Below are 26,962 nucleotides of genomic sequence, written 5' to 3'. Positions count from 1 at the left end.
TGTCTGAGCAATACCGTACAATGCCGCCCGGAAACGACCAACAGCCGTCAGCGGGCAATTTTATAACAAGGTGTATATTTGCTGCCCGGCAATTTCATCCGCCCTTGTGCCACAAAAGCCTCCAGCAGATTGTCCATCAGATGCATCAGCTCAGGCTCACCGGACAATACAAAAGGCCCGTGTTGGGTAATGGCTTTAATGCCTTCATCTTTGACGTTGCCTGCGACTATACCGGAGAAAGCCCGGCGCAGGTTGGCGGCCAGTTTTGCTTTATCCTGCTCCAGATGCAGATCCAGTGATGCCATATTCTGATGGGTCGGCGCAAAAGGATGTTGAAAATCGCTGTCAATTTTTAATGACCAGTTAAAGTGATAAGCATCCCCTGTGGCTTTACGGTAAGCCCGCACATTGGCACAACCTTGCTTCAGTTTTTGCGCCACCAGAGGGGGGTTATCAACAATAACTTCAAACAGACTCAGTGCTTTTTCACCGAGAGTTTTTGCAATAAAAGCCTGCAGTTCCCGGAAATAAGCTTCACTTTGTTTTGGCCCGGTCAGGATCACCGGCAGCACCTGATCCTTATTGTCGTCATGCAGCATAATGCCCAGCAGATACAGCAGCTCTTCGGCAGTGCCGGCGCCGCCCGGGAAAATAATAATGCCGTGTGCAGTGCGGATAAAAGCTTCCAGCCGTTTTTCTATATCGGGCAAAATCACCAGTTCATTGACAATTGGGTTTGGCGGTTCAGCTGCAATAATGCTGGGTTCGGTCAGGCCAAGATAACGGCCATGGCGGATACGTTGTTTACTGTGGCCGATAGTGGCACCTTTCATCGGGCCTTTCATGGCGCCAGGGCCACAACCTGTGCAGATATCAAGGCCGCGTAATCCCAGTTCATAACCCACTTCTTTGGTGTATTTGTATTCCACTTCATTAATGGAATGACCGCCCCAGCACACTATCATATTGGGTTCGATGGCAGAGCTGATCACTCTGGCGTTGCGCAGAATATCAAAGACGGTGTGGGTGATGTGATCGCTGTTGTGCAAGTCCAGCCGGTTTTGATCAAAACCCAGCTGAGTGTGATAAAACAGAATATCTCTGAGCACCGCAAACAAATGTTCGTGGATACCTTTGATAATTTGCCCATCAACAAAAGCATTGGCGGGCGGGTTAAATAATTCAATTTTAATACCGCGCTCACGGGCGATTAGGTTGACTGCAAAGTCTTGAAATTGCTGATAAATTTCAGCTGAACTGTCGGTGTGACTGCCGACGTTTAACACGGCTAAACAGCAGTTTCTGAACAGGCGGAAGGTTTCGCTATTGGAATTTTGTTTTAGTTGATCCACTTCCAGCTGCGATAACAAATCCATCGCACCCAGTGGGTTCAGTTGTACATGCATCAGTCTCTCCTTGTCGTCTGAGCCTTGGCGCCACCGACCCAAAGAGGGGCCGGCCTGGCGGCAGCCCTGTTATGCTGGTTTAATCGCGGAACACCACTTTGTCGCGGCCACTGCGTTTGGCGTCATACAAAGCTTCATCCGCTCTGTCAAAAGCCTCACGGTTGGTGTCAGCGCTGCGAAGTTCAGTGGCGCCAAATGAAATAGTGATTGGCACGTTGGTGTCTTTAAACTTAAAGGGGATCCGTTTAATTTTTTCCCGGATGGTATTAAGCGGGGTAACTAAATCCTTGATGTCTGTTTCCGGGAATAACAGAATAAATTCTTCGCCACCATAACGGGCGATAAAATCGGTTTCCCGCAGGCTTTGTCTCAACGCTTTGGCAATCACTTTTAAGGTTTTGTCGCCGGCGCTGTGGCCATAGTTGTCGTTAATACTCTTAAAGTGGTCAACGTCCGCCAGTACTATGGCCAGTGGCCTGCCTGAGCGTTTGGCTCTTTTCACTTCAAGCTCATAACGTTCATCAAAGGCGGCGCGGTTTGGCAATTCGGTCAGCGCATCCTGCAGGCTGCGGAATTTTTGTTCGGCCAGACGTTTTTTAAACTGATTGGCTTCTTCTTCCAGCTCTTTTAACCTTTCGGCCATGCTGTTCAGCGCCTGCAGCATTAACTCACGTTCCTGCCGCTCCAGTTGCTCCTTGTCTTTCAGCGAATTGGTGATCACACCCAGTTTGCTGCTGACCATGGTTTGCAGCTGTTCCAGCGAAGTCGCCGATTTGGTTTCTTTGCTGAGTAAATCTATCTGGCGCTCAATTTGTTCATTCAGCGCCTGCATTTTTTGTTTAATGTCATGGCTGCTGGTTAGCGACGACACCAAAGAATGCTGCACACTGGTCAGGGCTTCATTCAGTTTGAGTAAAAAGTGCTGGGCTGATTGCCGTTCATCATTGATGCTGGAAATAATAATTTCGATGGTCTGCAGGCAGGCTTCCAGCAGCTTTTCAATGGTTAAGTCGCTGAGCAGGCTTAAACGAATGGCTTCAATCGATTTGGCGTACTGGCCTTCAAAAGCCAATTCGCTGAGCAGATTGGTCAGTTCCACCGAAATTTGCCGGCAGATAGTATCATAACGGCCACTTTCCGCAGGTGCTGCAGCCGTCTGGTGATCCAGATCATGCTTGGCAGAAAGTGCCGACTGATATAACTCAGTTAAATGGGTTAAATGTGGCAAAAACGCAGTGACACTCGGGGTTGGCTCGTCCACTTTACTCAGCAGTTCACGTAAATCCCTTCTGAGCTGATCTGGTAAACCCCGTTGTTTTTGCAGAAGTTTTCCGGCTTCAGTTAAGCTCAGTTGGGCTTTTTTCACATCTTGTTGCTGTTTGGCTTCCAGCAGTTTCAGCTGCTCAGTGGTGGCGTCGATAAAAGGCAGGATCTTTTCCAGATCGGTACCTTTTGCCAATTCCTGCCGTAACCTGGCCAGTTTGTTGTCCAGATCAACATCAATTCCTTTGCACACCAGTGATAAGCGCGAGACAAAATTTGTCAGAATTTTAAACTGACCTTCATAAGTATCTTCGAGCTGTTTCCTGGCTTTTAACGCGGAGGCAAGTTGGATTTTGAGATTGTTGTCTGAGTCCACTACTGACGTTTTCCTGGCTAGAAGCGAGTGACTTTTGCGCTAAGTATATCGTTAATAAAGGCAAAAGCGCAGTCGTTTTATTGCAAAGCAATAAAATTAGCCAATAAAAAACGGCAGGTTCAACGCCTGCCGTTTTTTCTGTCCTGCTTGGGACTTTTATTTTATTTCCTGGTCAGGTAGTAGGGTAACCAGGATTGTTCTTCTACAGAGGTCAGAGTTGTCATTGCAGCTGTCCTGTTCATTCGGTTGGGGTTGATGTGTCTGGCATCAACGCTGCTTAGTTAACCATATTTCGAAACGAAAGTAAAAGTTGAGTTGTAATGTTTCAGTGTGACTTTCATAAATATTGAAAGCAAAAGTGTACACTTTGACCGCAAAGCGCTGGCGTCGTTGCTGAATTTGGCTTAGGTTGGGCCCGGATTCAGAGGAGTTGTTATGAAAGTTATATTAAAAAGCTGGTGTGTGCTGATGTTGCTGTATGGCGCAGCAGTCAAGGCGCAAACCTATTATCAGATCAACATCAATCAGCCGGAACATCATCTGGCCGATGTGCAGATGAAGTTTAAAGTGCAGGCGCCCGGGGTGGTGGAACTTAAATTACCGGCTTGGCGCACAGGTAAATATCAGATCCTGGATCTAGCCAATGGGGTGCGATTATTTCAGGCCCGTGATCAACAAGGTCAGCTTCTGAAGTTTCGGAAAAAAGAAAAGAGCAGCTGGCTGCTGGAATTGCCGGCTGCAGGCGAAGTTGAAGTCAGTTACCAGATTTATGCCAATCAACTGGGTGAGCGTAGCCGTCATATTGATGAAACCCATGCTTATATTAATCCGAGCGCTTATCTGATGTTCAGTGACGAGCTGCGCTCACAACCTTCCACAGTGCAGCTGAAGGTGCCGGCAAACTGGCGTAGTACTTCCGGCATGCCAAGAGGCGACAATCCGCATCAATTTAAAGCGGCCAACTATGATGTGTTGTCTGATTCGCCGATAGAAACTGGCATACATCAGTCTTTTAGTTTTGTGGTGGATAACCGCAATTACGAAGTGGTGTTTTGGGGCGAAGGAAATTACGATTCGAAACAAACAGTGGCTGATTTACAAAAGCTGGTGGCGCAGGCTCCCAGCATCTGGCAGGGTTATCCATATCAGAACTACCTCTTTATTATTCATGCGACCTCAGGCGCCCGTGGTGCCACTGAACACTTAAATTCAACCGTGATCCAGCGTGACAGATTCAGTTTTGCCAGCCGCAAACATTACCTGGAATTTCTCAGTACTGCCGCCCATGAACTGGTGCATACCTGGAACGTCAAAGCTTATCGCCCTGCAGAGCTGGTGCCTTATGATTATTTAGCGCCAAATTACACAGAACTGTTGTGGATTTCGGAAGGTTCCACCAGCTATTTCCAGAATCAGCTGTTGCTGCGTGCCGGTTTAATGACACCAGCCGAATTTTATGAAGACTTAGCCAAAAGGCTGGAGAAGTTTGCCCGTTTACCTGGCGCTAAAGTGCAGTCGGTGGCACAAAGCAGTTTTGACGCCTGGATCAGCCTGTCGGGCGATCATGCCGACAATTTTAGTGTGAATATTTACTCTGAAGGTTATCTGGTCAGCTGGTTGCTGGATCAACATTTATTACGCCACTCCGGCCTCAAAGCCAATTACCGCACCCTGCATAACGAGTTGTATCAGCGTTTTGGCAAAACCACCGCTTTTACCGCTGCCGATGTACAACAAATTGCGCTGGATTTAACCGGCAAACCGCTGACTGAATTCTGGCAACAACAGGTTGAAAGTCCGCTGCAACTGGACGCCGCTGCTTTATTGGCTGACGCTGGCCTGGAGTACAAAGCGGCCGACAAACAACAGGCCTGGTTAGGGGTGACCGGTACCTTTAATGCCGGTGTGGAGAAGCTTAACAAAGTCGAGCGTGATGGACCGGCCTGGCAGGCGGGGTTAACTTCAGAGGATGAAGTGATAGCTGTAAACCGGCTGCAGTTAAAATCGGCGCTGACTGAAAGGCTCAAAGACTTTAAACCAGGTCAGCAGTTAACATTAACCTTGTTCCGTCAGGGCCGTTTGCTGGACAAAACTGTGATCCTGGGCGCTTTGCCGGCTGAACCCGGTAAAATTGTGCCGCTGAAAAAACCAAGCCGGCAGCAGAAGTTATATCATCAGGCCTGGCTGGGAGTGCCGCTTACTGATGGCAAGGTAAAACCCTGAACTAAATTGAAGCGCTGAACTAAAGCCCTGAACTAAAGCCCTGAAGTAAAAAAGTTTTTAGTATCAGTAGCTCATCTGTTCAGAATAAAAAAGGCCGCATTGCGGCCTTTTTTATCAGCTTCACCGTTATAAATAGCACTGTTATTGCCGGGTTAAACGGATATTAGGTGGAGTATAAGGCTGGCTGCTGCGCAGTGGGTTAATATCCAGTCCGCCTCTTCGCGTATAACAGGCATAGACGGCCAGAAATTCCGGTTTACAGCGGCGCTGAATATCCAGATAAATCCGCTCAACACATTGTTCATGAAATTCATTGTGGTGGCGAAAGCTAATCAGATAACGCAATAAACTTTCGTGATCGATGGCAGCGCCCCGGTAATGAATAAACACACTGGCCCAGTCTGGCTGCGAGGTAATGAGGCAGTTTGATTTTAATAAATGGGAATGTAATTTTTCTTCCACCTGATGCTCAGGGCCCGCCAGTTTTAACAGCTCAGGGTCAAATTCATACTGCTGCACTTCAATATCCAGATCATCAAGGCAGCGCCCCTGGATCCAGGTGGGCTGGAACGCAATCAGTTCATTAACATGATGAATAGTGACGTCCACTTTGGCACCGGCACAAGCCGATAAGTCACGCACCAGCGTCTGATACAGCTGGCTGATATCGACAAAACGGGTTTGGTTCAGGCTGTTCAGATACAACTTAAAAGACTTGGACTCAATCAGATTGGCCGAAATCACCGGCACCACAAAAGTGGCCAGTGCTACCATAGGTTTACCTTTATGATTGAGCCAGGACAGCTCATATGCATGCCAGATATCCTGGCCATAAAATGGCAAAGGTTCGGTGCCGGCCGGCAAACCAATAGCGTCCCGGCCCAGCTGACGTGGCACAGGCTGCAGCAGGCTTGCGTCGTACTGGTCGGTATAAGCTGTGGTTTTGCCCAGGCTCAAATGGGCGAGTAAAGATTCATCAGGTTTTGTCATGGCAAGCTCGGACCGGTTAGAATGCGGCAATTTTATCACAGGATATTGGGCTGTTATGTCTGAAGTTGCACTGCAATTAAGCGATTTATTAAAAAAATCCCGGCAAGTTGCCGAATCGAATGGCCAGCAATGGTGGGCTTATGCCGAACCTGAGCAAACTTCTCCTTGCCAGTATGGTGAGGTGGTGAATGAGCAAGTGGCCTGGTGGCCGGCATTTGTACAAAATCCTATTGATTTTAGCGGCCTGGAGCATGGCCTTGAGCTGGAATTACACCCTGACATCAAAGCTTTTTACAACGTGGCTTTTGGCGGTGGTTTAAAGCTGCAGCATCAGCGTGGGCCTGTTGAGCTGTTAATGCCCTGGCATCAGGCCGACACAGAGCGGCTGCAACAAAACATCATTGGTCATGTGCTGATGAAAAGGCGGCTGAAACAACAGGTCACGGTGTTTTTTGCTGTCACTGACGATGAAGATTTGTTGTTGTCGGTACTTAACAGCACAGGTGAAGTTTATCTGGAGCGGGTCGGCTGCGAAGTGAAAGAAAAGCTGGCGGACTCTTTAGCTGAATTTTTACAGAGCCTGAGTTTTCCGGCATAACGGCCAAAGTGGCGAATGCCGGCCTGGCACTGCCACACAAGGTTATTGGCGCTGTTATTGGCACTGCCAGGCTATGTTACTTAACAGCCGGCAGGGGTCACACTGAAAATCAAACAACTGATGCAGCGGTGTTTTCAGTGCCCAGGCTTTGCCACAGCCAGGGCACAGCTTATCAGCCTCCTGACTGCAATCTTTACTGCTGCCACTATAAAGTGCGTAATACACCGGCCTTTGCAGCGACTGCTCCAGTTGCTTCGCAAAAGCGCGGCCTTGCTGATTGAGCTTACTGTGCAGGCTTTGTAAGCTGCGCTCCGCGGTATTATTCAGTACTCTTTTTTCCTGCATCTGAATTTCATCCAGTGCCTGATATTGCAGCTGCCAGCGGATCAAATCTTCGTGATCCTCTGTTGAGGTGGCCTTGAGCCGATAAAGCGGCACAGGAGCAAAATGTTCAGCACAATAAATAACTGAATTACTGTGGCCAAATCGGCAATAAAGAATATAAGCCGAAGGTGTTTGGCAAGGATCCGTATGGTTGGACATCAGATCTTCGCCCAGCATCGCCAATTGAGGATAAGCAAGGCCGGCACTGCCAAGCGCCTGCAGTGCCGCAAGCCCTCTTTGGCTGTGGTGCTGTTTTTGTAGTGCATCTGGGGCCGGTAAAATCAGCCGGCTGACAAATTCATCCTGCGCCAGATAAGTCGGAAATTCGCGTCCTAACATCTGACCCTGAAAAATAAGCGTCTCCAGATAAGCGCGTACCGCCGCCTCGGCCGCCGGGTAACTGGTGTCGGCGATAATGCGGAATCTGAGTTCAGCCACCCACATCAGCTGTTATCCCGCTGTTGCAGCTGTTGTAACAACAACAGTGCCTGATCAAGTTTTTGCTCCAGACGGCGGATATCCTGTTGCAGCCCTGCCAAATCCGGATTTTCTGCAGCCGCAGCGCTGTCTTGTTGTAACAGATTGTGCTGCTGCTCTGTTTGCTCAATGGGAGCGCCGGGCGGATTTGCCCGCCATTGCTGGTAAGCGCTGAACAGTTCAGGTGCTGCCACACCTTTGCCGGCACGGGCGCGCACCAGCGCCAGGCTTGGCGTTTTGCCTTCCTGCTGCAATTTGGCGGCAATCTGGCATACCAGAGTATACAAAGCTGTCATGGTTCAGTCGTTTTTGCTAAAAAGTGGTTTAATTTACCACTTGTTACAAATGGATAGCGAGCGTCTAATTGATAAATTATTGTTTTTAATGCTAATTTTTATTGGCATTGGGTTTGCTTATGCCATGGCGAAAACAAATCTCCCATTCTTTTTTAAAAAGCATTTAATAAGGATCTTTTATGAACTCTCTGATGAAATTATTCGCTGCGGCCACTTTAACTTCTTTATTATCCGGCTGTGTGATTGCAGTAGGGCATGACGAAAACGACGATGACAGCTGGAGCAAAACCAAAAAAGTTCAGCAAGCCAACCAGAACTATATCAGTCAGTTAAAAACAGGTGTTGATGCTGCATCAGTGCGTAACAGCCTCGGAACCCCTGATTTTACCGAATCTTTCCAGAAAAACGGCGATACAGTAGAAGTATTGTTTTACCGCACCCACCGTAGCCATGGTGACGGTGTCACCAGCAAAGACGAATGTACTGCGTTGATTTTCCAACGTGGTTTATTGGTCGGTTGGGGCGATAAAGCTTATCAGCAGCTGTAATTCTCCTGCTTGAACACAAAACCGGCCTTTGGCCGGTTTTGTTGTTTATGGGCCTTATTTGCGCTCTTGCTATTGCCTGCTATGGTGGATAAGCCACTGATGATAAAAAAGGAAAAGGCAAGATGAGCGATATTTCAGCGCTGGAAAATCCAACCGATCAGACGTTAAAAGTTGAAGTGTTAAATGCCGAACAATTAAAACTCGCTGCGTCCATTTTGTATATGGCCTACCATGACGATCCGCTGTTTATGCAAATTTTCCGCGTCGACCAGCCTGATTATGAAAAAAGGCTACGTTCGGCTATCCGGGAGGATTTAGCTGCATTCTGGCAAGCCGGGCAACCTATTCTGGGTTTATTGCATGGCGAACAGTTATTGGGTGTAGCCTGTATTACCACGCCGGCTTCTGAACTGACCGGAGACAGATTCTGGCACTGGCGGTTAAAAATGTTATTAACGGCAGGTTTATTGTCGACGCGGCAAATGCTGGAAAAAGAGCAGAAAATTCATGCGGCTATGCCGGCTAAAAATTATCACATGCTGGCTTTTCTGGCGCGCAATCCTAGCTATCATCACCCTGCGGCCATGCGCACCTTTTTACAGGCTATTGATCACTGGGTAGATCAGGACGCCAGCTCTGAAGGCATCGGCGTTTTTGTGACCCTGGATAAATATTTACCGCTTTTTCATCAGGATGATTATCAGCAGGTGGCCCGGCTTGACTTTCAGACGGTCAGCGGTACATTGCTGTTTCGATCACGACAACAAAGAGCCTGAGTCAAATGCAGCAGTTTCGAAGTTTTGCTGAGTTTTATCCCTATTATTTAGCCGAGCACAGCAAGCCGCTGTGCCGTGCTTTACATTATGCCGGCAGCACAGTGGTGCTGCTGTTGCTGGGCTGGTTGAGTTACAGCGGTCTGTGGCACTTTGTCTGGTTGTTGCCGCTGGCAGGTTATGGTTTTGCCTGGGTCGGTCACTTTTTTATCGAACACAATAAACCCGCAACTTTTCAGTACCCATGGTACAGCTTGCTGGGGGATTGGGTGATGTATAAAGATTTTTTAACCGGCCAGCTTGCGGCAAAATTACAGCAGCTACCCAACCATTCAGTCCGATAAATTAAAGCGCTCAGGTTTTAAAGGCTGGCAGTTCAAAAGCGGCCAGTCTTAAGCCTTTCAGCCACAACTGTGCCTGATACCGGCTTTCGCCATCCCCGCTAAATTCCACCAGATACAAGGTTCGGAGTACCCGATGCCCGTCTTTTTTTACCAGTTTGTGACTGACCCTGGCACAATCCAGAAACTGAATTTGTTGTTGCTGGCACAATTGCTTGGCAAGGGCTGTTGCTCTTTCGTCCTGACGGCGTTGCAGCAGAAAAATGTAGGCGATGAACATCAAGCCTATTAATACAGCGACTGAACTCATGATTTTTCTCCGTTTGAAGGGCGATGATGAGGTTGGCGGCACGGATTTGCAAGCCGTGCTAGTATGCGCACCTGAAAAAAACGTGCGCCGGAAAAAATGCGAAGGGGCTGCTGATGCATCAACAAGTTGCCGTGCTGTTAAGCCAAATCGAAATTGAACTCAAAAAGCTGCAATTATGGAGTGCACTGCCGCCTTCGGCCGAAGCGCTGGCCAGTCAGGCGCCGTTTTGTTGTGACACTATGCCGCTGCAGCAATGGCTGCAGTTTATTTTTATTCCCCGAATGGGCGCTTTGGTTGAAGGGCGTTTGCCTTTGCCGGCGAGTATTGCGGTTTGTCCTATCGCCGAAGAAGCTTTTGCCCCAGTCACTGAAGAGAAGCTCAAGCTGATTAACCGTATCGCTGATTTAGACCAGTTATTAAGTGGCAAAAGGATACAACAAAGTGCCAGATGTTGAGCTTGATGCTGTAGCGCCAGTGCAGCTGAAAATTTTATATCAGGATGCTTATCTGGTGGCGGTGGATAAACCGGCCGGTATGCTGGTACACCGCTCTTTTCTGGACAAACACGAGACACTTTTTGTGATGCAAACGCTGCGGGACCAACTGGGGCAACATGTGTTTCCGGTGCACCGGCTCGACCGGCCGACCTCCGGTGTGTTGTTGTTTGCGTTATCGTCTGAAGTCGCCCGTTTATTAACAGAGCAGCATCAGCAGGAAAGCTGGCGTAAGTTTTATCTGGCCGTGGTGCGGGGTTATGTTCAAGCGCCGCTGTTACTGGACTATGCGCTCAAAGAGCAGCTGGATAAAGTGGCTGATAAAAAAGCGCGGCAGGATAAAGTGGCGCAGGATGCCCGCACTGCGATTTGGCCGCTGGCGCAGGTGGAATTGCCCATCGCAGTGGGGCGTTACCCTGCAGCCCGTTATAGTCTGGTGGCGCTACAACCACAAACCGGCCGTAAACATCAGCTCAGGCGCCATCTTGCCCATTTGTTTCACCCTATAGTGGGAGACACCAGCCATGGTGATGGCAAACACAACAAATTGTTTGCTGAACATTTTGGCAATGACCGTTTATTGCTGGTGGCAAAAAGACTGGAGTTTTTGCACCCCATCAGCGGTGAATTGATGCAAATCGATGCCGGTATCGACGACCTGGCCGCTTTGTTCGCCCGCTTTAACTGGCCTGTGGGCGAGGATTTTTATCAGCAACTGTGGCCACGTTGTGATGCTGCCAGTCTGCCGTTGTTGTGTCATACCGAAGCTGGCAGATAACTACCGAAGCTTCTTTATTATGTTTTGCCGTAGTTACCCGTGTTCTGCATGTTTTTTGTGCAAAGCACGGTAGAATTATGCCAAAAATGGCAAAATGCCACAAAAAACATGACAGATTTTTGTCAAACCCCGCATTATTTTTTCACTATGATCAGCCGGTTAACCTGATTATTTTTTAGCTGCCCCGACCTGTCAGAATTTTGCCTCCGCTTATCACATTCCCTGTATACAAAATATCCCCGCTATGTTTATAGTGGGTTTGAGGCAGCATTAAAAAAGCTGTCCAAAACAACAATTTGGAGAATAATAATGAAATCTACGTGTGGAACATCAGGTTTTAAGCGGTCCCTCGCCGCAATTGCAGTTTCTGCAGTGCTTGGGATGTCAGCGTCAGCTTATGCAGCTGATACCTCTAATATCATCGGTAAAATTTCAGGCGTGCAATCTGCCGCAGGTTACAAAGTTCAGGTCACTGATCCTAAAACCGGCTTTAAGCGTGAAGTTGCAGTGGATGCTTCAGGTAACTTCCGTTTAAGCCAATTACCTATCGGCGCTTATGTTGTTGAAGTGGTCAATGCCGGTAAAGTAGTGGCCAAAGACGAAGTGCGTTTGTCTTTAGGCTCAAACGCTGTTGCCCAGTTTGAAATTGCCCAGGCTTCAAGTGACACTGAAGTGATTCAGGTGACCGGCGCCCGCATCCGCGCGGTTGACGTGACCAGCACAGACTCAGGTCTGGTACTGGGTGAAGTTGAATTCGACAAAATGCCAATCGCCCGTAACATCACAGCTGTGTCATTACTGGCTCCAGGTGTTGTATTAGGTGACTCTAAGTTTGGTGCTTCCGGCGGTGCTGGTTTTGCGTCATTCGGTGGTTCGTCAATTTCTGAAAACTCATGTTATATCAACGGCCTGGAAGTAACCAACACCCGTCAGGGTTTAGGTTGTGGTTCAGTACCTTTTGAATTTTACAAAGAATTCCAGGTAAAAACCGGTGGTTATTCTGCCATGTACGGTCGTACCACTGGTGGTGTATTAAACGCCGTAACCAAATCTGGTACTAACGAGTGGGAATTTGCCTTTACTGCTAACACCCAACCGTCTTCATTACGTTCTGAAGGCAAAAAGTCTTATGGTACAGGTGTACGCTTAGGTCAGGTATTTAAAGACACAACTGCAGATGAATTCAGCGAGTCTGATATCAGTTTTTCGGCCAGTGGTGCACTGATTGAAGATAAACTCTTTATTTATGCCATTGTGAACCCGCGGGATAAAAGCTCTAAATGGGCGGACACCAGCGGTCGTTTACCTTACGATGCAGACAACAGATACCGTGTTAACGAATCTTCAGGCGGTGATAACCTGTTCTGGGGTACCAAAATTGACTGGGATATCGCAGACGGTCACCGTTTAAGTGTGTTTGCCTATTCAGATCGCACTGACTCTGAAGAAACCCGTTATGCCTACAACCCGAATAGCGGTGTGATTGGCGCCAAACAAGGTGACTTCCTGAACGAACGTGGTGGTGAAGCAGCCAGTCTGAGTTATGTGGGTAATATCACTGACGATTTTACCGTCAACCTGATGCACGGTAAGATCAAAACCCAATATGGTACTACACCTTCAGTCGTAGATTGTCCTATTGTTGCTGACGGCCGTGGCGTACCGAACCCAATCACAGGTTGTGGTGCCGGTGGTTCTATCGGTGACGACTATGATGACAATGAACAAACCCGTCTGGACTTTGAATGGGCTTTGGGTGACTTCCACGGTAACCACTTACTGAAGTTTGGTTATGACAAGCAGGATCGCCAATCCCGTAAAACCACAGCACCAGTGGGCGGCCACAACTACACCTACGTAACCAAGCAGCCTGGTGACATTATTCAGGGCAACGACGGTACGCTGTGGACAAACACCACCGGCAGTCCTGTTGATCTGGTTGAAGACCGTATTTTCATCGGCGGTGGTTCTTTTGGTAGCGACCTGACAGCCTGGTATATCGAAGATCAGTATCAGCCAACTGAACAACTGACTTTGAACATTGGTGTACGTCAGGATCACTTTGTGAATACCGGTGCTACCGGCATTGACTTCGTTGATTTAAAAACTGATGTGGCACCACGTCTTGGCTTTAGCTATGACCCGACAGGGGCGGGCGAGTCGAAAATTTTCGGTACCTGGGGTCGTTATTACCTGCCGGTGCCTAACAACACCAACTACCGTGCTGCATCTGGTGTAGATGACACTACAACCCATTATTATTTCACCGGTTTTGATCCGGTAACTGGCGCACCTACAGGTGCCACACCAGTCAATGGTTCAGTGGCCAACTCTCAGGTGGTGAACTCAACCTCATCAGCGATGCCAAGCGTGGCCTTGTTCCAGGCGCAGGAAGCCGATCCATTCTATAAAGAGGAGTGGGTGCTGGGTTATGAAACACAATTTACTGAAGAGTATTACGGTTCTATCCGCGGTACTTACCGTTTTGTTGGCGCGGCGCTGGACGACTTCTGTGGTCCTGTGGCGAACCAGCACTTCTGTACTTTGGTTAACCCGGGTAAACCTGGCAGCTGGTACAGCGATGATGATGAAGATAACATCCCTGATCCAGGTTCATTAACCACCTACAGCCCGGAAGATATGGCGTTACCTGAGGCAGAAAACGAATATGTTGCCTTACAAAGCCAGGTTGGTTTCCGTGGTGAAGCGCTGCGCTGGGACTTAATTTACACCTGGTCACGCAGCACCGGTAACTTCGAAGGTGCGGTGAAGTCTGACATTAACCAGGCCGACGCCGGTATCACGCAGGACTTCGACTTCCCGGCGTTGATGGATGGTGCTGATGGTTATCAGGCCAACGACCGTCGTCACGTGTTTAAGTTCTTCGGTAGCTATGATGTGACTGAAGACTTAGTGGTAGGTCTGAACTCAACCTTGTCCAGTGGCCGTCCGTTAAGCATGTTTGGCCAGGGTTATCCGAGCCAGGATGCCAAACTTTATGGTAGCTACGGCGATACTTTCTATCTGGTGACTGGTTGCCCGGACACCAACGCCAACGGCAAGTGTGAAACAGCAGAACGTCAGTTCCGCAAAGTGCCTCGTGGTACTGCGGGCCGTACGCCATGGAACTTCAATGTGGACTTGTCTGCACGGTACAACTTCGAAATTTCAGGTGTTGAAATGGGCGTTAGCGTAAACGTCTTTAACATCCTGAATATTCAGGAAAGTACGTCTCAGAACGAACACTATGAAGCACGTCGTTCAGCCGGTACCTATAACCCATGGTACGGTGCTGACTACACCTGGCAAACGCCACGTTATGTTCGTCTTGGCCTGGACGGCCGTTTCTAAGCCTGCAAGCTAAATCTCCCTATAAGCAAAAACCCGGCGCAAGCCGGGTTTTTTTATGCTGATCAGTGAAATCGAAAACCGATCAAAGCGGTTCAACAGCAGATGTTATTCCACACTGCGCAGCAGGGCGTTGATGCCTACTTTTGCGCGGGTCTGGGCGTCTACCTTTTTCACAATAATAGCGGCGTACAGACTGTGGGAGCCGTCTTTGCTTGGGATGGAGCCCGGCACCACTACAGCACCGGCCGGCACCCGGCCGTAGCTGATTTCGCCGGTTTCACGATCGTAAATGCGGGTGGACTGGCTGATATAAACACCCATCGAAAGCACTGCACCTTCTTCAATAATGACGCCTTCGACCACTTCAGAGCGGGCGCCGATAAAGCAGTTGTCTTCAATAATGGTTGGGTTGGCCTGCAGCGGCTCTAATACTCCCCCAATGCCAACACCACCGGATAAATGCACGTTTTTACCAATCTGGGCACAAGAGCCAACTGTGGCCCAGGTGTCCACCATAGTGCCTTCGCCAACATAAGCACCAATATTGACGTAACTTGGCATCAGCACCACGTTTTTGCCGATAAAACTGCCTTTACGCACTGCGGCTGGCGGTACTACGCGCATGCCTTCAGCTACAAAACGCTCCTGGGTGTAGTCAGCAAACTTCATCGGCACTTTGTCAAAAAAGGTATTTTCAGCGCCAGCCATCACCTGGTTGTCGTTAATACGAAACGACAATAACACCGCCTTTTTTAACCATTGGTGTGTGACCCATTCACCGGCGATTTTCTCCGCCACCCGTGCCTGACCGCTGTCCAACAGCGCGATAGCAGCTGCTACTGCGGTTTTTACTTCATCACTGACAGTGGCAGGAGTGATGTTCATTCTGTCTTCGAATGCGCTTTCGATAATGCTTTTTAAATCAGCCATGATGGTGCGTTAGCCCTCTGTTGCATGGGTAAGTTGTTCCACCAGCACGCGGCGCAGCTGGCTTTGTTGCTCGCTGCTAAGCGCCTCGTCCTGGCGGGTGGAAATCATAAAAAAGTCTTCGGCGCGCTCGCCAATGGTGGTGATTTTGGCGGCGTGAATATTAATTTCGCACTGGGCAAAGACCTGACCTATATCAGCCAGTAAACCCGGTGTGTCCAAAGCGGCCAGTTCCAGCATAGTGCGCTGTTTATTTTTGCCAGGTAAAAACACCACTTTGGGCGGCACATGGAAAGCTTTTAACTGTTTATTGGGTCTGGCTTTATTGCGCTCCGGCGGCAGCTGGTTGCTGATATAGGTTTCCAGCGCTTTTTTAATACTGCTGATGCGCGATGTTGCCGTGACCGGGGTGCCATTTTGCTCCAGCACCACAAAGGTATCCATGGCATAACCATCTTTATTGGTCATGATCTGGGCGTCATAAATACTGACTTTTTTGCTGTCAAGCGCCGCCACCATCCGGGCAAACAGGTTCGGCTGGTCGGCGGTATAAACAAAAATCTGGGTGCCACCGCGCATGGCGGTTGGGCTGATTAACACCAATGGCTTCGTAAAATCAGTATGCTGCAGCAGATGTTCAGTATGCCAGGCAATCAGCCTTGGGTTATAACGGGCAAAATAGTCGGCTTTAAATTTGCTCCACAAGGGGCTGATTTGCGCTTCGTTAAAACCGCTGTCGGCCAATAACCGTAACGCTTCACTCTGGTGTTCGCGGATTTGGTCGCGCAAATCCATCGGCTTTTCCAAACCACGGCGAAAGGCCTTTTGTGTGCCAAGGTACAGTTCGCGTAATAATGAGCCTTTCCAGTCGTTCCACAGGTTATCGTTGGTGGCGCGGATATCGGCCAAAGTTAAACAATACAGATAATTCAGCCGGGTTTCGTCCCGTACTTTTTCGGCAAATTCGGCAATCACCGAAGGGTCGTGAATATCACGGCGCTGCGCTGTCACCGACATTAATAAATGTTGTTCCACCAGCCAGACAATCAGCTTGGTATCAAACTCACTGAGTTTATGCAGTTTGCCAAATTCGCGCGCGTCCATGGCACCCAAATCTGAGTGATCGCCACCACGACCTTTGGCTATATCATGGAAAATACCAGCTAAGTACAACAGTTCTGGTTTTTCCAGCCGTTTGACAATGTCGGTGCACAGCGGAAATTCACCGGCAAACTCAGGCTCACTGTAGCGGTGCAGATTTTTCAGTACCCTGTGGGTGTGTTCGTCCACAGTGTAAGCGTGGAATAAATCAAACTGCATCTGGCCGACAATATTGCGCCACTGCGGTAAATAAGCCGCCAGAATACCGTGGCGGTGCATCAGGGTAATGGCTCTGTCCATGCCTCTGGGGTGACGCATAATGGCCATAAACAACTGGCGGCAACCGGCATAATCCTGCAAATCACCCATTAAACGCCGCCGCACCTGGCGCAGCAACCTGATGGTTTCAGAATGAATACCGTCAATCTGGCTGTGATTGGCAATATGCCAGAACAGCTTCAGAATATTTTCACGTCTGGCAAATACTGCTTTATCGGTGGCAGAAATTAAATGGCCCTGAATTTCAAAAGAGTCATCCAGCGGCAACACTTTAAACTTGCTGTGACTTTTTAAAATACTGCCTTCAAAGTGTTGCAGCAGCATGTCGTTCAGTTCGCTGACGCGTTGCACTGTCAGGAAAAACCTTTTCATCATGCGCTCAACCGAGGCTTTACCGTCATCACCAAAACCAAGGCGACGGGCTACGGAGGGCTGATAGTCAAACAAAATGCGGTTTTCGTTGCGACCTGCTTCTAAATGCAACGCAAAACGCATTTGCCATAAATAAGCTTCACATTCCATCAGTTCCTGATATTCATCTTCGGTCAGATACTGATGCGCCACCAGCTCGTGCATGGTGCGGGTGCGAAAGTGTTTTTTTGCCACCCAGCCAATGGTCTGAATATCCCGCAAGCCACCTGGGTTCGCTTTTAAATTGGGTTCAAGGTTGTAGGCAGTGCCGTGGTACTGGGCATGGCGGCCTTGTTGTTCGTGGCGTTTAGCCTGGAAAAAATCTTTACTGGGCCAGAAGTTATCTTTGCTGACTTCAGCTTGCAGTTCATTAAATAAAGTGGCGTTGCCGCAAAGGTAACGCATTTCCATCAGATTGGTGGCAATGGTGATGTCGTCGCGGCCAAGGCTTAAAGAATCTTTGATGGTGCGCACACTGTGGCCCACTTCAAGGCGTAAGTCCCACAGTATGGTAATAAAAAGACCGATATTGTCCTGCTGGGCTTTATTGAGTTTGCTGCCGGTCAGGATCAATAAATCTACATCTGAAAAAGGGTGCAGTTCACCACGACCATAACCGCCAACAGCGATCAGGGTGAGCTGTGATTGTGAAGCTAAATCAAAGTGTTGCCATAAAGCTTGCAGCACTTCGTCAATAAAACGGGCGCGGGCACGCACCAGGCTGGCCACAGTGTGGCTGTCGGCGGCAATTTTCAGCCAGTCGAGGAAGTCACTGAAGTATTTTTTATAACTGTCGAGGGTAAAGTGGCCCGGTATAGTCTTATCAAAAGCGAGCGCCGTGCTCATAACTTGTTACCCTTGCTGATCGCTGCGGCCTGCTGATAAAAGCGTGCGGCCGCAGTCCGGTCAGGAGCTGGCGGCGTGTTATTCGGCCGTCAGAATTCTGTCGATAGTGTCATCCTTGCGCAAAGTCAGGATTTCACAGCCCGTGTCTGTCACCACTATAGTGTGTTCAAACTGAGCAGATAAACTACGATCTTTCGTCACAACCGTCCAGCCGTCTTTTAACAATTTGCTGTGGCGCTGTCCGGCATTGATCATCGGCTCTACCGTTAAACACATACCGGTTTTGAGTACTTCACCGGTGCCGGGGCGGCCATAATGCAGAACCTGTGGATCTTCATGAAACACAGCACCAATGCCGTGACCACAGTATTCGCGCACTATGGAATAATTGTGTTTTTCCGCATGTACCTGAATGGCATGGCCAATATCGCCTAACCGGCAGCCGTTTTTCACTTTTTTCAGGCCCAGGTACAAACACTCCTGAGTAACGCGAATCAGCCGCTCGGCCAGAATGCTGGGTTTGCCGATCACAAACATTTTGGAGGTATCACCGTGGTAACCATCTTTAATCACAGTGATATCAATATTGATAATGTCGCCGTCTTTAAGCAGTTTGTCGTCCGCCGGAATACCGTGGCAAATCACATGGTTCACAGAAGTACAAATCGACTTTGGAAAACCGTGGTAATTCAGCGGGGCAGGGATGGCCTGTTGCACATTGACGATATAGTCATGACAAATCCGGTCCAGTTCGCCGGTGCTGATACCTGCTTTGACATGAGGCTCAATCATTTCAAGCACTTCAGCTGCCAAACGGCCTGCAACACGCATTTTTTCAATCTGTTCCGGGGTCTTAATGTTCGCCGCCATGCCATCTCTCTCTGCTGCAAAACTACACAATACATTGTGTTTATGGGGCGCCTATGGTATAAAGCGCGCCGCAATTTGGCAAATAGCTTGTGGTTTTTTTCGAAAATACTGCAAATGAAACACCGGATTTGCAAATCAACCTTAATTAAATAACACACATACATCGTCACATAAACCGGGGTGCCAATGAAAATTGGTCGGATTTATGGGGTGTATGGAGGCCTAACCCCCCAAAAAGGAAATACTCTGATGGCAAAAGTTTCAATGCGCGATATGCTCCAGGCGGGCGTACATTTTGGTCACCAAACCCGTTACTGGAACCCAAAAATGAAGCCATTCATTTTCGGCGCCCGTAACCGCGTTCATATCATCAACCTGGAAAAAACTGTTCCAATGATGAACGACGCTCTGTCTTTCATTCAGTCAGTTGCTGCTAAAAAAGGCAAAATCCTGTTTGTTGGTACCAAGCGCGCAGCTTCAGAAGCGATCAAAGAAGCAGCTCTGCAATCTGATCAGTACTATGTAAACCACCGCTGGTTAGGTGGCATGCTGACTAACTGGAAAACAGTTCGTCAATCTATCAAGCGCCTGAAAGACCTGGAAGCACAAAGCCAGGACGGTACTTTCGACAAGCTGACCAAAAAAGAAGCTTTAGACCGTACCCGCGAGATGGAAAAGCTGGAGAAGAGCTTAGGCGGTATCAAAGACATGGGCGGCTTGCCTGATGCTCTGTTTGTGATCGACGCAGACCACGAACATATCGCTATCAAAGAAGCAAACAACCTGGGTATCCCGGTAGTTTCTATCGTTGATACCAACTCTGATCCAAAAGGTGTTGATTTTGTTGTTCCAGGTAACGATGACGCTATCCGCGCTATCCAACTGTACCTGAGTGCTGTCAACGCAGCTATCGTTGAAGGCCGTGATAAAAACATCGAAGTTCAGGCTGAAGCCGACAACTTCGTTGCAGCTGAGTAATACAGCTGTATGCAGACTGTCATCTGCAGTCTGCAATCACCTTTTAATCTGGACAGGGGCTACGGCCCCTGTTTGTTCAACCTGATTGAAACGAGGAATTTCCCATGGCTGTAACTGCCGGTTTGGTAAAAGAATTACGCGAGCGCACTGGCGCTGGCATGATGGACTGCAAAAAAGCGTTAGAAGAAACTGCAGGTGACATCGAAGGCGCAATCGAATTAATGCGTAAAAACGGTCAGGCCAAAGCTGCCAAGAAAGCTGGCCGTATCGCTGCTGAAGGTACTGTGATCACGCGCGTTGGCGGTGGTTATGCTGTTGCCATCGAATTTAACTGTGAAACAGACTTCGTAGGCCGTGACGCCAGCTTCCTGGCTTTTGCCAACGCTGCTGCTGACCTGGCTCACGCCAACAAACTGTTCACTGTAGAAGAGCTGTCAGCTGCCAAGCTGGGCGACGCTACTGTTGAAGAAGCCCGCGCTGCTCTGGTGACCAAAATTGGTGAAAACATCAATATCCGTCGTATCTCTGTAGCTCAGGGTGACGTGATTGGTCAGTACACCCACTCAGGCCGTATCGGCGTGTTAGTGGTACTGGAAGGCGGTAACGAAGATATCGCGAAAGACGTTGCTATGCACGTTGCTGCCAACAACCCTTCATTCCTGACTCCTGAGTCAGTACCAGCTGAAGTGGTTGCTAAAGAGCAGGAAATCCAGATCGAAATCGCTATCAACAGCGGCAAGCCAAAAGAAATCGCTGAGAAGATGGTTGCGGGTCGTATGACTAAGTTCACCGGTGAAGTTTCTTTAACTGGTCAGGCTTTTGTTAAGGATCCAAACATCACAACTGGTGATTTCCTGAAGCAACACGGTGCTAAAGCAGTTAGCTTCATTCGTTTAGAAGTAGGCGAAGGCATCGAAAAAGCAGAAACAGACTTTGCAGCTGAAGTTGCTGCACAAATTGCTGCTGCTAAAAAATAATGCGAGCTTTAGCTAATGGCTAAAACCCGCTAAAATAACCGCGACTTTGGCTTTGCCAGTCGCGGTTTTTTTATAATTGAAAGTTGCGAAACCACAGGTTTCGGCAAAATTTTAGCAAGCGCTCCGGCACTATTCCGGACCTGCTTGTCTGAGGCTGCAAAGCCGCTGAGCCTGCACTGCAGCGCTTTAATTGCTGCGGACTGGCGCAGTCAAACCTGCAAAGGGAGGGCTGCCAACAAGGAAACCGCAACCATGTATACAGATGAATTTTCAATCCGGCCTGATGGGGATCTCATGAGCACAAGTCCAAAACCAACCTACAGAAGAATTTTATTAAAACTGAGCGGTGAAGCCCTGATGGGTGATGAAGGCTTTGGTATCGACCCCAAAGTATTAGACCGCATGGCACAGGAAATTAAAGAGCTGGTTGAACTGGGTGTGCAGGTGGGTATCGTGATTGGTGGCGGTAACATTTTCCGTGGTGAAGGCCTGGCCAAAGCTGGTATGAACCGTGTTGTTGGCGATCATATGGGTATGCTGGCTACAGTGATGAATGGCCTGGCGATGCGCGACGCGCTGCACCGTGCTTTTGTCAACGCCCGTCTGATGAGTGCTTTCCCATTAAATGGCGTGTGTGACAACTACAGCTGGGCTGAAGCAATCAGCTTACTCAAATCTGGTCGGGTGGTGATTTTTTCTGCCGGCACAGGTAACCCATTTTTTACAACAGATTCAGCCGCTTGCTTACGTGGTATTGAAATTGAAGCCGACTGTGTTTTAAAAGCTACCAAAGTTGACGGTGTGTATTCAGCTGATCCGGTGAAAGACCCTGCAGCCACTTTATACAGCCAACTGACTTATGATGAAGTGCTGGATAAAGAACTGAAAGTGATGGACTTAGCCGCATTTACGCTGGCGCGTGATCACAATATGCAAATCCGCGTGTTTAATATGAATAAGCCAGGTGCGTTAAAACGCGTCATTATGGGCGAGAGCGAAGGCACGGTAATCGACCACGCCGAAAATTTGCAGTAAACTAGCCGCCATCCTGCCCGGGCACGGTTCGCTGTGCCCTTTACAACACAAAGGAAGAATCAGGTGATTAACGATATTTTAAACGACAGTAAAGTCCGGATGGAAAAAAGCGTTGAAGCGCTGAAAAACCAATTATCTAAAATCCGTACCGGCCGCGCCCATCCAAGTCTGCTTGATGGTATTTCGGTGTCTTATTACGGCTCTGACACTCCACTGCGTCAGGTTGCCAACGTGTCTTCTGAAGATGCCCGCACTTTGATGATCACTGTATTTGACCGCTCAATGATCCAGGCGGTAGAAAAAGCCATTCTGCAATCTGACCTTGGCTTAAACCCAATTGGTGCCGGTACTTCTATCCGGGTGCCATTGCCACCGCTGACCGAAGAACGTCGTCGTGATCTGGTCAAAGTTGTGCGTGGTGAAGCAGAAGGTGCCCGTGTTGCAGTGCGTAATATCCGCCGTGATGCCAACGCTGATTTAAAAGCGCTGTTAAAAGAAAAAGAAATCAGTGAAGATGATGAACGTCGTGCTGCTGATGAAATTCAGAAAATCACCGACGTATGGGTAAAGAAAGTCGACGAAGTACTGGCAGCAAAAGAAAAAGAATTAATGGAAGTTTAATTCCAGCCATTGCTTTGTAAACAAAGCGCCGTGCAGCTCCACTTCGCGGCGCTTTTTTGTTCGGGTAAATTATTTATAACAGCAGATTTGGCAGGCATTGATGACAGAAGAGACACAAGCGTTTAACAGCGCTTTGCCACAACATGTCGGAATTATTATGGATGGTAACGGCCGCTGGGCCGAGCGCCAGGGAAAACCACGGGTCTGGGGCCATAAAAAAGGCGTTGACGCTGTACGAAAAGCCGTGAGTTTTTGCCGTAAATTAGGCATTCCTTCGCTGACGTTATTTGCATTTTCCAGTGAAAACTGGCGCCGTCCGGAAGATGAAGTCTCCAGTCTGATGCAGTTATTTTTATTTGTGCTGCAACAGGAAGTTAAAGTGCTGCACAAAAATCAGGTGCGGCTGAATATTATTGGTGACTTGTCGCGCTTTAGCCCGGGTTTACAGGAAAGTATTGCCAAAGCCCAGGCGCTCACAGCCGGCAACACAGGTTTAACGCTGAATGTGGCAGCCAATTATGGCGGGCGTTGGGACATTGCCAACGCTGCGCAGCAGCTGGCGCAGCAGGTTGCCAACGGAACTTTGCAGCCGGCTGAGATTACCGAACAACTGCTCAGTCAGCATATTCAGATGCACGACCAGCCAGAACTTGATTTAATGATCCGCACCGGCGGCGATATCCGCATCAGCAACTTTTTGTTGTGGCAGGCCGCTTACGCCGAATTATGTTTTCTTGACACCTTATGGCCGGATTTTGACGACCAGGTGTTTGCTGATGCTATTGCCAGTTTTGTTCGCCGTGAGCGCCGTTTTGGCTGCACCGGCGCACAAATCCGTGAGCTGGCGGCAGGCTCCACAGAAGGACAATAAGTTTGTTTAAACAACGTCTGATCACAGCACTGATCCTGGCGCCGCTGGCGCTTTGTGCAGTGTTTTATTTGCCACCAGTTGGTTTTGCGCTGTTTTTAGGCGCAGCTTTTGTGATTGCCGCCTGGGAATGGGCAGCTTTTTGTGGCTGGAATAGCCTGGTGCATAAAAGCAGTTTTGCGCTTGGCTCGGCGCTTTGGTATCTGATTTGTTATCAGGCCTTGCCACTGAACCTGCACTGGCCCGTGCAAAGCAATGGTGCTGCACAGGCGCTGCTCTGGACCGGTATCGGCTGGTGGTTGCTGGCAGTGTTGCTGGTGCTGAGTTTTAGCCGCAGCAAAAATGTATGGCAACACAATAAATTACTGAAAGCCTTGATGGGCTGGCTGACGTTAGTGCCGAGCTTTGCCGCTTTATGGCTGCTGCGTCATGTGAACTACGAACAATCAACCTTTACCGGTGCCTGGTTGATTTTTGCCTTGTTAGGTTTGGTCTGGGCGGCCGATGTTGGCGGTTATGTGGTGGGTAAACCTTTTGGTAAACGCAAACTGATGCCAGACGTGAGCCCCGGAAAAACGCTGGAAGGTATGCTGGGTGGGCTGACTTTTGTGATGCTGTTTGTCACTGCAGTGGCTGCCACCATGCAATGGCCGGAAGGTGTACTGTATTGGTATCTGGCTGCCTTGTTATTAACCTTGCTTTCGGTGTTTGGTGATTTATCCGAAAGTATGTTTAAACGGGTCGCGGGCCTGAAAGACAGCGGCAGTATTTTCCCGGGTCATGGTGGCATTCTGGATCGCATTGACAGTCTGACGGCGACGGCACCATTGTTTGCCCTTTTTGTTGCTTTATTAGGTCGGTTTTAATGTCGCGTCAGGTAGTCATCTTAGGTTCGACCGGTTCTATTGGCTGCAGCACCTTAGATGTGATTTCGCAGCACCCTGAACGTTTTGCGGTATTTGCGCTGACCGCCGGGCGGCAGATTGATAAATTATTGCAGCAGTGTCTGCAGTTTAAGCCGCAGTATGCCGCTGTGCTGGATGCGATGGATGCTAAAGCATTACAGCAACAACTCAAAGCTGCCGGTAGCAATACTCAGGTGCTCTATGGTGCCCAGGCTTTTGCCGATTTGGCGGCGCATACCAACACCGATATTGTGATGGCCGCTATTGTTGGTGCTGCAGGTTTATTACCGACGCTTGGCGCAGTGAAGCAGGGCAAAACAGTGCTGTTGGCCAATAAAGAAGCGCTGGTGATGAGCGGTGAGTTGTTTATTAACGCCGTGAAACAACATCAGGCCACCTTGCTGCCAATCGACAGCGAACATAACGCCATTTTCCAGTGTCTGCCTGCAGCTATTCAGGGCAGCTGTTATCAGAGTAATTTAGCCGCTGCCGGTATTGCCAAAATTCTGCTGACCGGCAGTGGTGGTCCGTTCCGGCAAACGCCGCTGACTGATTTTGACGCCATTACACCGGCGCAGGCTGTTGCTCATCCGAACTGGAGTATGGGCCGGAAAATTTCGGTCGACAGCGCCACTATGATGAATAAAGGCCTGGAATTTATCGAAGCCCGCTGGTTATTCAACTGCAGTGCTGACGATATACAGGTGGTGATCCATCCACAAAGTATTATCCATTCGATGGTGCAATACAGTGACGGTTCTGTGTTGGCGCAGCTGGGTAATCCGGATATGCGCACCCCTATTGCCCATGCTTTAGCCTTCCCTGAGCGTATTGCCAGCAATGTCAAACCGCTGAATTTTTTTGAAGTGGCTGATTTTACTTTTACTCAGCCCGATCCGGCCCGTTACCCCTGTTTGCAGCTGGCTATTGATGCCTGCCGCCATGGGCAGGGCGCAACCACGGCACTGAACGCTGCCAACGAGATTGCCGTTGAAGCATTTTTGCAGGGGCAAATTCGTTTTACCGACATCGCCAGGCTGAACGCCAGAGCGCTTGGCCGATTTGCCGGCAACAGCGCGCTGTCGCTTGAAGATATTCTGGCGCTTGATCAGGAAGCCCGTCGTTTTACCAGCACTGAGCTTGGGAGTTTATCGTCTTGACTGATTTTATCTGGAATTTATTTGCTTTTGTGGTGGCGCTGGGATTGCTGGTTACAGTGCACGAATTTGGCCATTTCTGGGTGGCGCGCAAAAACGGCATTCTGGTGAAAAAGTTTTCGATAGGTTTTGGTAAAACTCTGTACAGCTGGCGTGATAAACAGGGCACAGAATTTGTGGTAGCGGCAATTCCGCTGGGCGGTTATGTGCGGATGCTCGACGAGCGGATTGACCCTGTGTTACCGGAGTTTTCAGATTTAGCCTTTAACAATAAAACCGTGTTGCAGCGCATGGCTGTTATTGCTGCCGGCCCTATGGCCAACTTTATTTTTGCCATTCTGGTACTGGCACTGATGTACATCATTGGGGTGCCGACGTTAAAGCCTGTGGTCGCCGATGTGACACCTAACTCGATAGCCGCGGCGGCGCAGTTGCCAGCCAACCAGCAAATTGTGGCTATTAACGATGAAGAAGTGCGCGACTGGCAAGCCGTGAGTCTGATGTTGATTGGTCAGATTGGCCATGACGCCGTGACTGTTACCGTCAAGCCGCTTGATAGCGACAGCCGCAGCGAGTATCAGCTGGATTTAACCCAGTGGCAGTTTAACCCTGACAAAGATTCTATTTTCCAAAGCCTGGGGCTGGTGCCTAAACAAGCGGTGCCGCTGTTGGAAGTAGGCAACTTATCTGAAAACTCAGCGGCCGCCAAAGCCGGTTTACAGCCTGGCGATAAATTTATTGCCGCAGCTGCAGTGCAGTTAAAAAACTGGAATGAGTTAGTACAGATCATCCAGAACAACCCGGGCAAAGCTGTGCCTATGCTGATTGAACGCGACGGCAGTATGCTTGAGCTTGAGGTGACCCCAGAGAGCCGTGAAACCGCAGATGGTTTTCACCAGGGCTTTTTAGGCGTTGCTCCTAAGGTATTGCCACTGGAAGATTCGATGTTTTTTGAACAACGTTATGGCCCTCTCGATGCAGTATGGCAAGGTGTGGTGCGCACATGGCAACTGGTACGGCTGAGCTTTTCGATGGTAGAAAAACTGCTGTTTGGTGATGTGTCGGTGAAACATTTAAGCGGGCCTATCTCCATTGCTCAGGGGGCAGGTAACAGCGCCGACCTTGGTTTTATTGCATTTTTATCCTTCCTGGCACTCATCAGTGTGAACCTTGGGGTGGTAAATTTACTGCCGCTGCCTATTTTGGATGGCGGCCATTTAATGTATCTTGTGGTGGAACTTCTCACCGGCAGGCCGGTCTCTGAGAAAGCGCAGGAGACAGGTTTTAAAATCGGAGCCTTCGTTCTGCTGATGTTAATGGGAATTGCGCTGCTCAACGATATTTCTCGTTTGTAATAAACTAATCATAAGTAGTCCAAA

Annotated in this window: 25 protein-coding genes; 16 read left to right on the top strand and 9 right to left on the bottom strand. The window is 49.0% G+C overall.

Going from position 1 to position 26,962, the window contains the following annotated elements:
• Positions 1–47 precede the first annotated feature (47 nt).
• Both ppnN and N3Z11_RS11165 read right to left on the bottom strand, forming a co-directional pair.
• Positions 48–1,406 carry a nucleotide 5'-monophosphate nucleosidase PpnN gene (gene ppnN, locus N3Z11_RS11170; protein ID WP_260657258.1) on the bottom strand — a complete coding sequence of 453 codons (1,359 nt, stop codon included), beginning with the start codon at positions 1,404–1,406 and terminating at the stop codon, positions 48–50.
• Between the two features lie 79 nt (positions 1,407–1,485).
• Positions 1,486–3,045, bottom strand: coding sequence for a GGDEF domain-containing protein (locus tag N3Z11_RS11165; protein WP_260657257.1), 1,560 nt, complete (start codon positions 3,043–3,045; stop codon positions 1,486–1,488).
• Between the two features lie 435 nt (positions 3,046–3,480).
• On the opposite strand from N3Z11_RS11165, the gene N3Z11_RS11160 reads away from it, so the two are divergent.
• A complete protein-coding gene (locus N3Z11_RS11160; protein ID WP_260657256.1) occupies positions 3,481–5,268 on the top strand; it encodes a M61 family metallopeptidase in 1,788 nt (595 codons plus the stop codon).
• A gap of 141 nt (positions 5,269–5,409) precedes the next feature.
• Here the strand turns inward: N3Z11_RS11160 and queF are convergent, their stop codons facing one another.
• Positions 5,410–6,258 (bottom strand): NADPH-dependent 7-cyano-7-deazaguanine reductase QueF, encoded by an 849-nt coding sequence (gene queF / locus N3Z11_RS11155; protein ID WP_260657255.1) that lies wholly within the window; start codon positions 6,256–6,258, stop codon positions 5,410–5,412.
• A 55-nt stretch (positions 6,259–6,313) separates the two neighbouring features.
• Between queF and syd the strand changes: the two genes are divergently transcribed.
• Positions 6,314–6,856, top strand: a complete 543-nt coding sequence (gene syd, locus N3Z11_RS11150) for a SecY-interacting protein (RefSeq protein WP_260657254.1) — start codon at positions 6,314–6,316, stop codon at positions 6,854–6,856.
• 54 nt (positions 6,857–6,910) lie between these two features.
• Here syd and N3Z11_RS11145 read toward each other — a convergent pair whose 3' ends face one another.
• Together N3Z11_RS11145 and N3Z11_RS11140 are read right to left on the bottom strand one after the other, a co-directional pair.
• Positions 6,911–7,684 (bottom strand): Zn-ribbon-containing protein, encoded by a 774-nt coding sequence (locus N3Z11_RS11145; RefSeq protein ID WP_260657253.1) that lies wholly within the window; start codon positions 7,682–7,684, stop codon positions 6,911–6,913.
• Positions 7,684–8,013, bottom strand: a complete 330-nt coding sequence (locus N3Z11_RS11140; protein ID WP_260657252.1) for a hypothetical protein — start codon at positions 8,011–8,013, stop codon at positions 7,684–7,686. The genes N3Z11_RS11145 and N3Z11_RS11140 overlap by 1 nt, the downstream gene beginning before the upstream one ends.
• A gap of 179 nt (positions 8,014–8,192) precedes the next feature.
• On the opposite strand from N3Z11_RS11140, the gene N3Z11_RS11135 reads away from it, so the two are divergent.
• The 3 genes from N3Z11_RS11135 to N3Z11_RS11125 all read left to right on the top strand — a co-directional run bounded on the left by N3Z11_RS11135 (position 8,193) and on the right by N3Z11_RS11125 (position 9,678).
• Positions 8,193–8,561: a DUF3192 domain-containing protein gene (locus tag N3Z11_RS11135; RefSeq protein ID WP_260657251.1), complete on the top strand. Its 369-nt coding sequence runs from the start codon at positions 8,193–8,195 to the stop codon at positions 8,559–8,561.
• A 122-nt stretch (positions 8,562–8,683) separates the two neighbouring features.
• A complete protein-coding gene (locus N3Z11_RS11130) occupies positions 8,684–9,337 on the top strand; it encodes a GNAT family N-acetyltransferase (protein WP_260657250.1) in 654 nt (217 codons plus the stop codon).
• A gap of 5 nt (positions 9,338–9,342) precedes the next feature.
• On the top strand, positions 9,343–9,678 hold the full coding sequence (locus tag N3Z11_RS11125; protein ID WP_260657249.1) for a DUF962 domain-containing protein: 336 nt from the start codon (positions 9,343–9,345) through the stop codon (positions 9,676–9,678).
• Between the two features lie 10 nt (positions 9,679–9,688).
• Here the strand turns inward: N3Z11_RS11125 and N3Z11_RS11120 are convergent, their stop codons facing one another.
• The gene (locus tag N3Z11_RS11120; protein ID WP_260657248.1) at positions 9,689–9,985 is read right to left on the bottom strand and encodes a DUF3301 domain-containing protein; all 297 of its coding nucleotides are present in this window, start codon (positions 9,983–9,985) and stop codon (positions 9,689–9,691) included.
• Positions 9,986–10,098: 113 nt separating this feature from the next.
• Here N3Z11_RS11120 and N3Z11_RS11115 point away from each other — a divergent pair, with 113 nt between their 5' ends.
• The 3 genes from N3Z11_RS11115 to N3Z11_RS11105 all read left to right on the top strand — a co-directional run bounded on the left by N3Z11_RS11115 (position 10,099) and on the right by N3Z11_RS11105 (position 14,608).
• A complete protein-coding gene (locus N3Z11_RS11115; protein ID WP_260657247.1) occupies positions 10,099–10,440 on the top strand; it encodes a YqcC family protein in 342 nt (113 codons plus the stop codon).
• Positions 10,427–11,257: a tRNA pseudouridine(65) synthase TruC gene (gene truC / locus N3Z11_RS11110; protein ID WP_260657246.1), complete on the top strand. Its 831-nt coding sequence runs from the start codon at positions 10,427–10,429 to the stop codon at positions 11,255–11,257. The genes N3Z11_RS11115 and truC overlap by 14 nt, the downstream gene beginning before the upstream one ends.
• A gap of 381 nt (positions 11,258–11,638) precedes the next feature.
• Positions 11,639–14,608 (top strand): TonB-dependent receptor, encoded by a 2,970-nt coding sequence (locus N3Z11_RS11105; RefSeq protein WP_260657245.1) that lies wholly within the window; start codon positions 11,639–11,641, stop codon positions 14,606–14,608.
• A 105-nt stretch (positions 14,609–14,713) separates the two neighbouring features.
• Here the strand turns inward: N3Z11_RS11105 and dapD are convergent, their stop codons facing one another.
• The 3 genes from dapD to map form a co-directional block, all read right to left on the bottom strand.
• On the bottom strand, positions 14,714–15,538 hold the full coding sequence (dapD, locus tag N3Z11_RS11100) for a 2,3,4,5-tetrahydropyridine-2,6-dicarboxylate N-succinyltransferase (RefSeq protein WP_260657244.1): 825 nt from the start codon (positions 15,536–15,538) through the stop codon (positions 14,714–14,716).
• 9 nt (positions 15,539–15,547) lie between these two features.
• The gene (glnD, locus tag N3Z11_RS11095) at positions 15,548–18,172 is read right to left on the bottom strand and encodes a [protein-PII] uridylyltransferase (protein WP_260657243.1); all 2,625 of its coding nucleotides are present in this window, start codon (positions 18,170–18,172) and stop codon (positions 15,548–15,550) included.
• A 78-nt stretch (positions 18,173–18,250) separates the two neighbouring features.
• Positions 18,251–19,042, bottom strand: a complete 792-nt coding sequence (gene map, locus N3Z11_RS11090) for a type I methionyl aminopeptidase (RefSeq protein ID WP_260657242.1) — start codon at positions 19,040–19,042, stop codon at positions 18,251–18,253.
• Between the two features lie 249 nt (positions 19,043–19,291).
• Here map and rpsB point away from each other — a divergent pair, with 249 nt between their 5' ends.
• The 8 genes from rpsB (at position 19,292) to rseP (ending at position 26,938) form a co-directional block, all read left to right on the top strand.
• The gene (gene rpsB / locus N3Z11_RS11085; protein WP_260657292.1) at positions 19,292–20,020 is read left to right on the top strand and encodes a 30S ribosomal protein S2; all 729 of its coding nucleotides are present in this window, start codon (positions 19,292–19,294) and stop codon (positions 20,018–20,020) included.
• Positions 20,021–20,124: 104 nt separating this feature from the next.
• Complete coding sequence (gene tsf, locus N3Z11_RS11080) at positions 20,125–20,997, top strand: translation elongation factor Ts (protein WP_260657241.1); 873 nt, start codon at positions 20,125–20,127, stop codon at positions 20,995–20,997.
• Between the two features lie 294 nt (positions 20,998–21,291).
• Positions 21,292–22,032 carry a UMP kinase gene (gene pyrH, locus N3Z11_RS11075; RefSeq protein WP_260657240.1) on the top strand — a complete coding sequence of 247 codons (741 nt, stop codon included), beginning with the start codon at positions 21,292–21,294 and terminating at the stop codon, positions 22,030–22,032.
• Positions 22,033–22,095: 63 nt separating this feature from the next.
• Positions 22,096–22,653 (top strand): ribosome recycling factor, encoded by a 558-nt coding sequence (gene frr / locus N3Z11_RS11070; protein WP_260657239.1) that lies wholly within the window; start codon positions 22,096–22,098, stop codon positions 22,651–22,653.
• Positions 22,654–22,753: 100 nt separating this feature from the next.
• On the top strand, positions 22,754–23,524 hold the full coding sequence (gene uppS, locus N3Z11_RS11065; protein ID WP_260657238.1) for a polyprenyl diphosphate synthase: 771 nt from the start codon (positions 22,754–22,756) through the stop codon (positions 23,522–23,524).
• Between the two features lie 2 nt (positions 23,525–23,526).
• Positions 23,527–24,387 carry a phosphatidate cytidylyltransferase gene (locus tag N3Z11_RS11060; protein ID WP_260657237.1) on the top strand — a complete coding sequence of 287 codons (861 nt, stop codon included), beginning with the start codon at positions 23,527–23,529 and terminating at the stop codon, positions 24,385–24,387.
• Positions 24,387–25,586, top strand: coding sequence for a 1-deoxy-D-xylulose-5-phosphate reductoisomerase (gene ispC, locus N3Z11_RS11055; protein ID WP_260657236.1), 1,200 nt, complete (start codon positions 24,387–24,389; stop codon positions 25,584–25,586). Before N3Z11_RS11060 ends, ispC begins: the two co-directional genes overlap by 1 nt.
• Complete coding sequence (rseP, locus tag N3Z11_RS11050; protein ID WP_260657235.1) at positions 25,583–26,938, top strand: sigma E protease regulator RseP; 1,356 nt, start codon at positions 25,583–25,585, stop codon at positions 26,936–26,938. The genes ispC and rseP overlap by 4 nt, the downstream gene beginning before the upstream one ends.
• Positions 26,939–26,962 lie beyond the last annotated feature (24 nt).

Origin of the sequence: Rheinheimera sp. 4Y26 (assembly GCF_025245835.1) — a bacterium.
Lineage (GTDB): Bacteria > Pseudomonadota > Gammaproteobacteria > Enterobacterales > Alteromonadaceae > Pararheinheimera.
The sequence above is the reverse complement of the archived record's forward strand: the minus strand, read 5'-3'. Positions and strand labels throughout refer to the sequence as shown.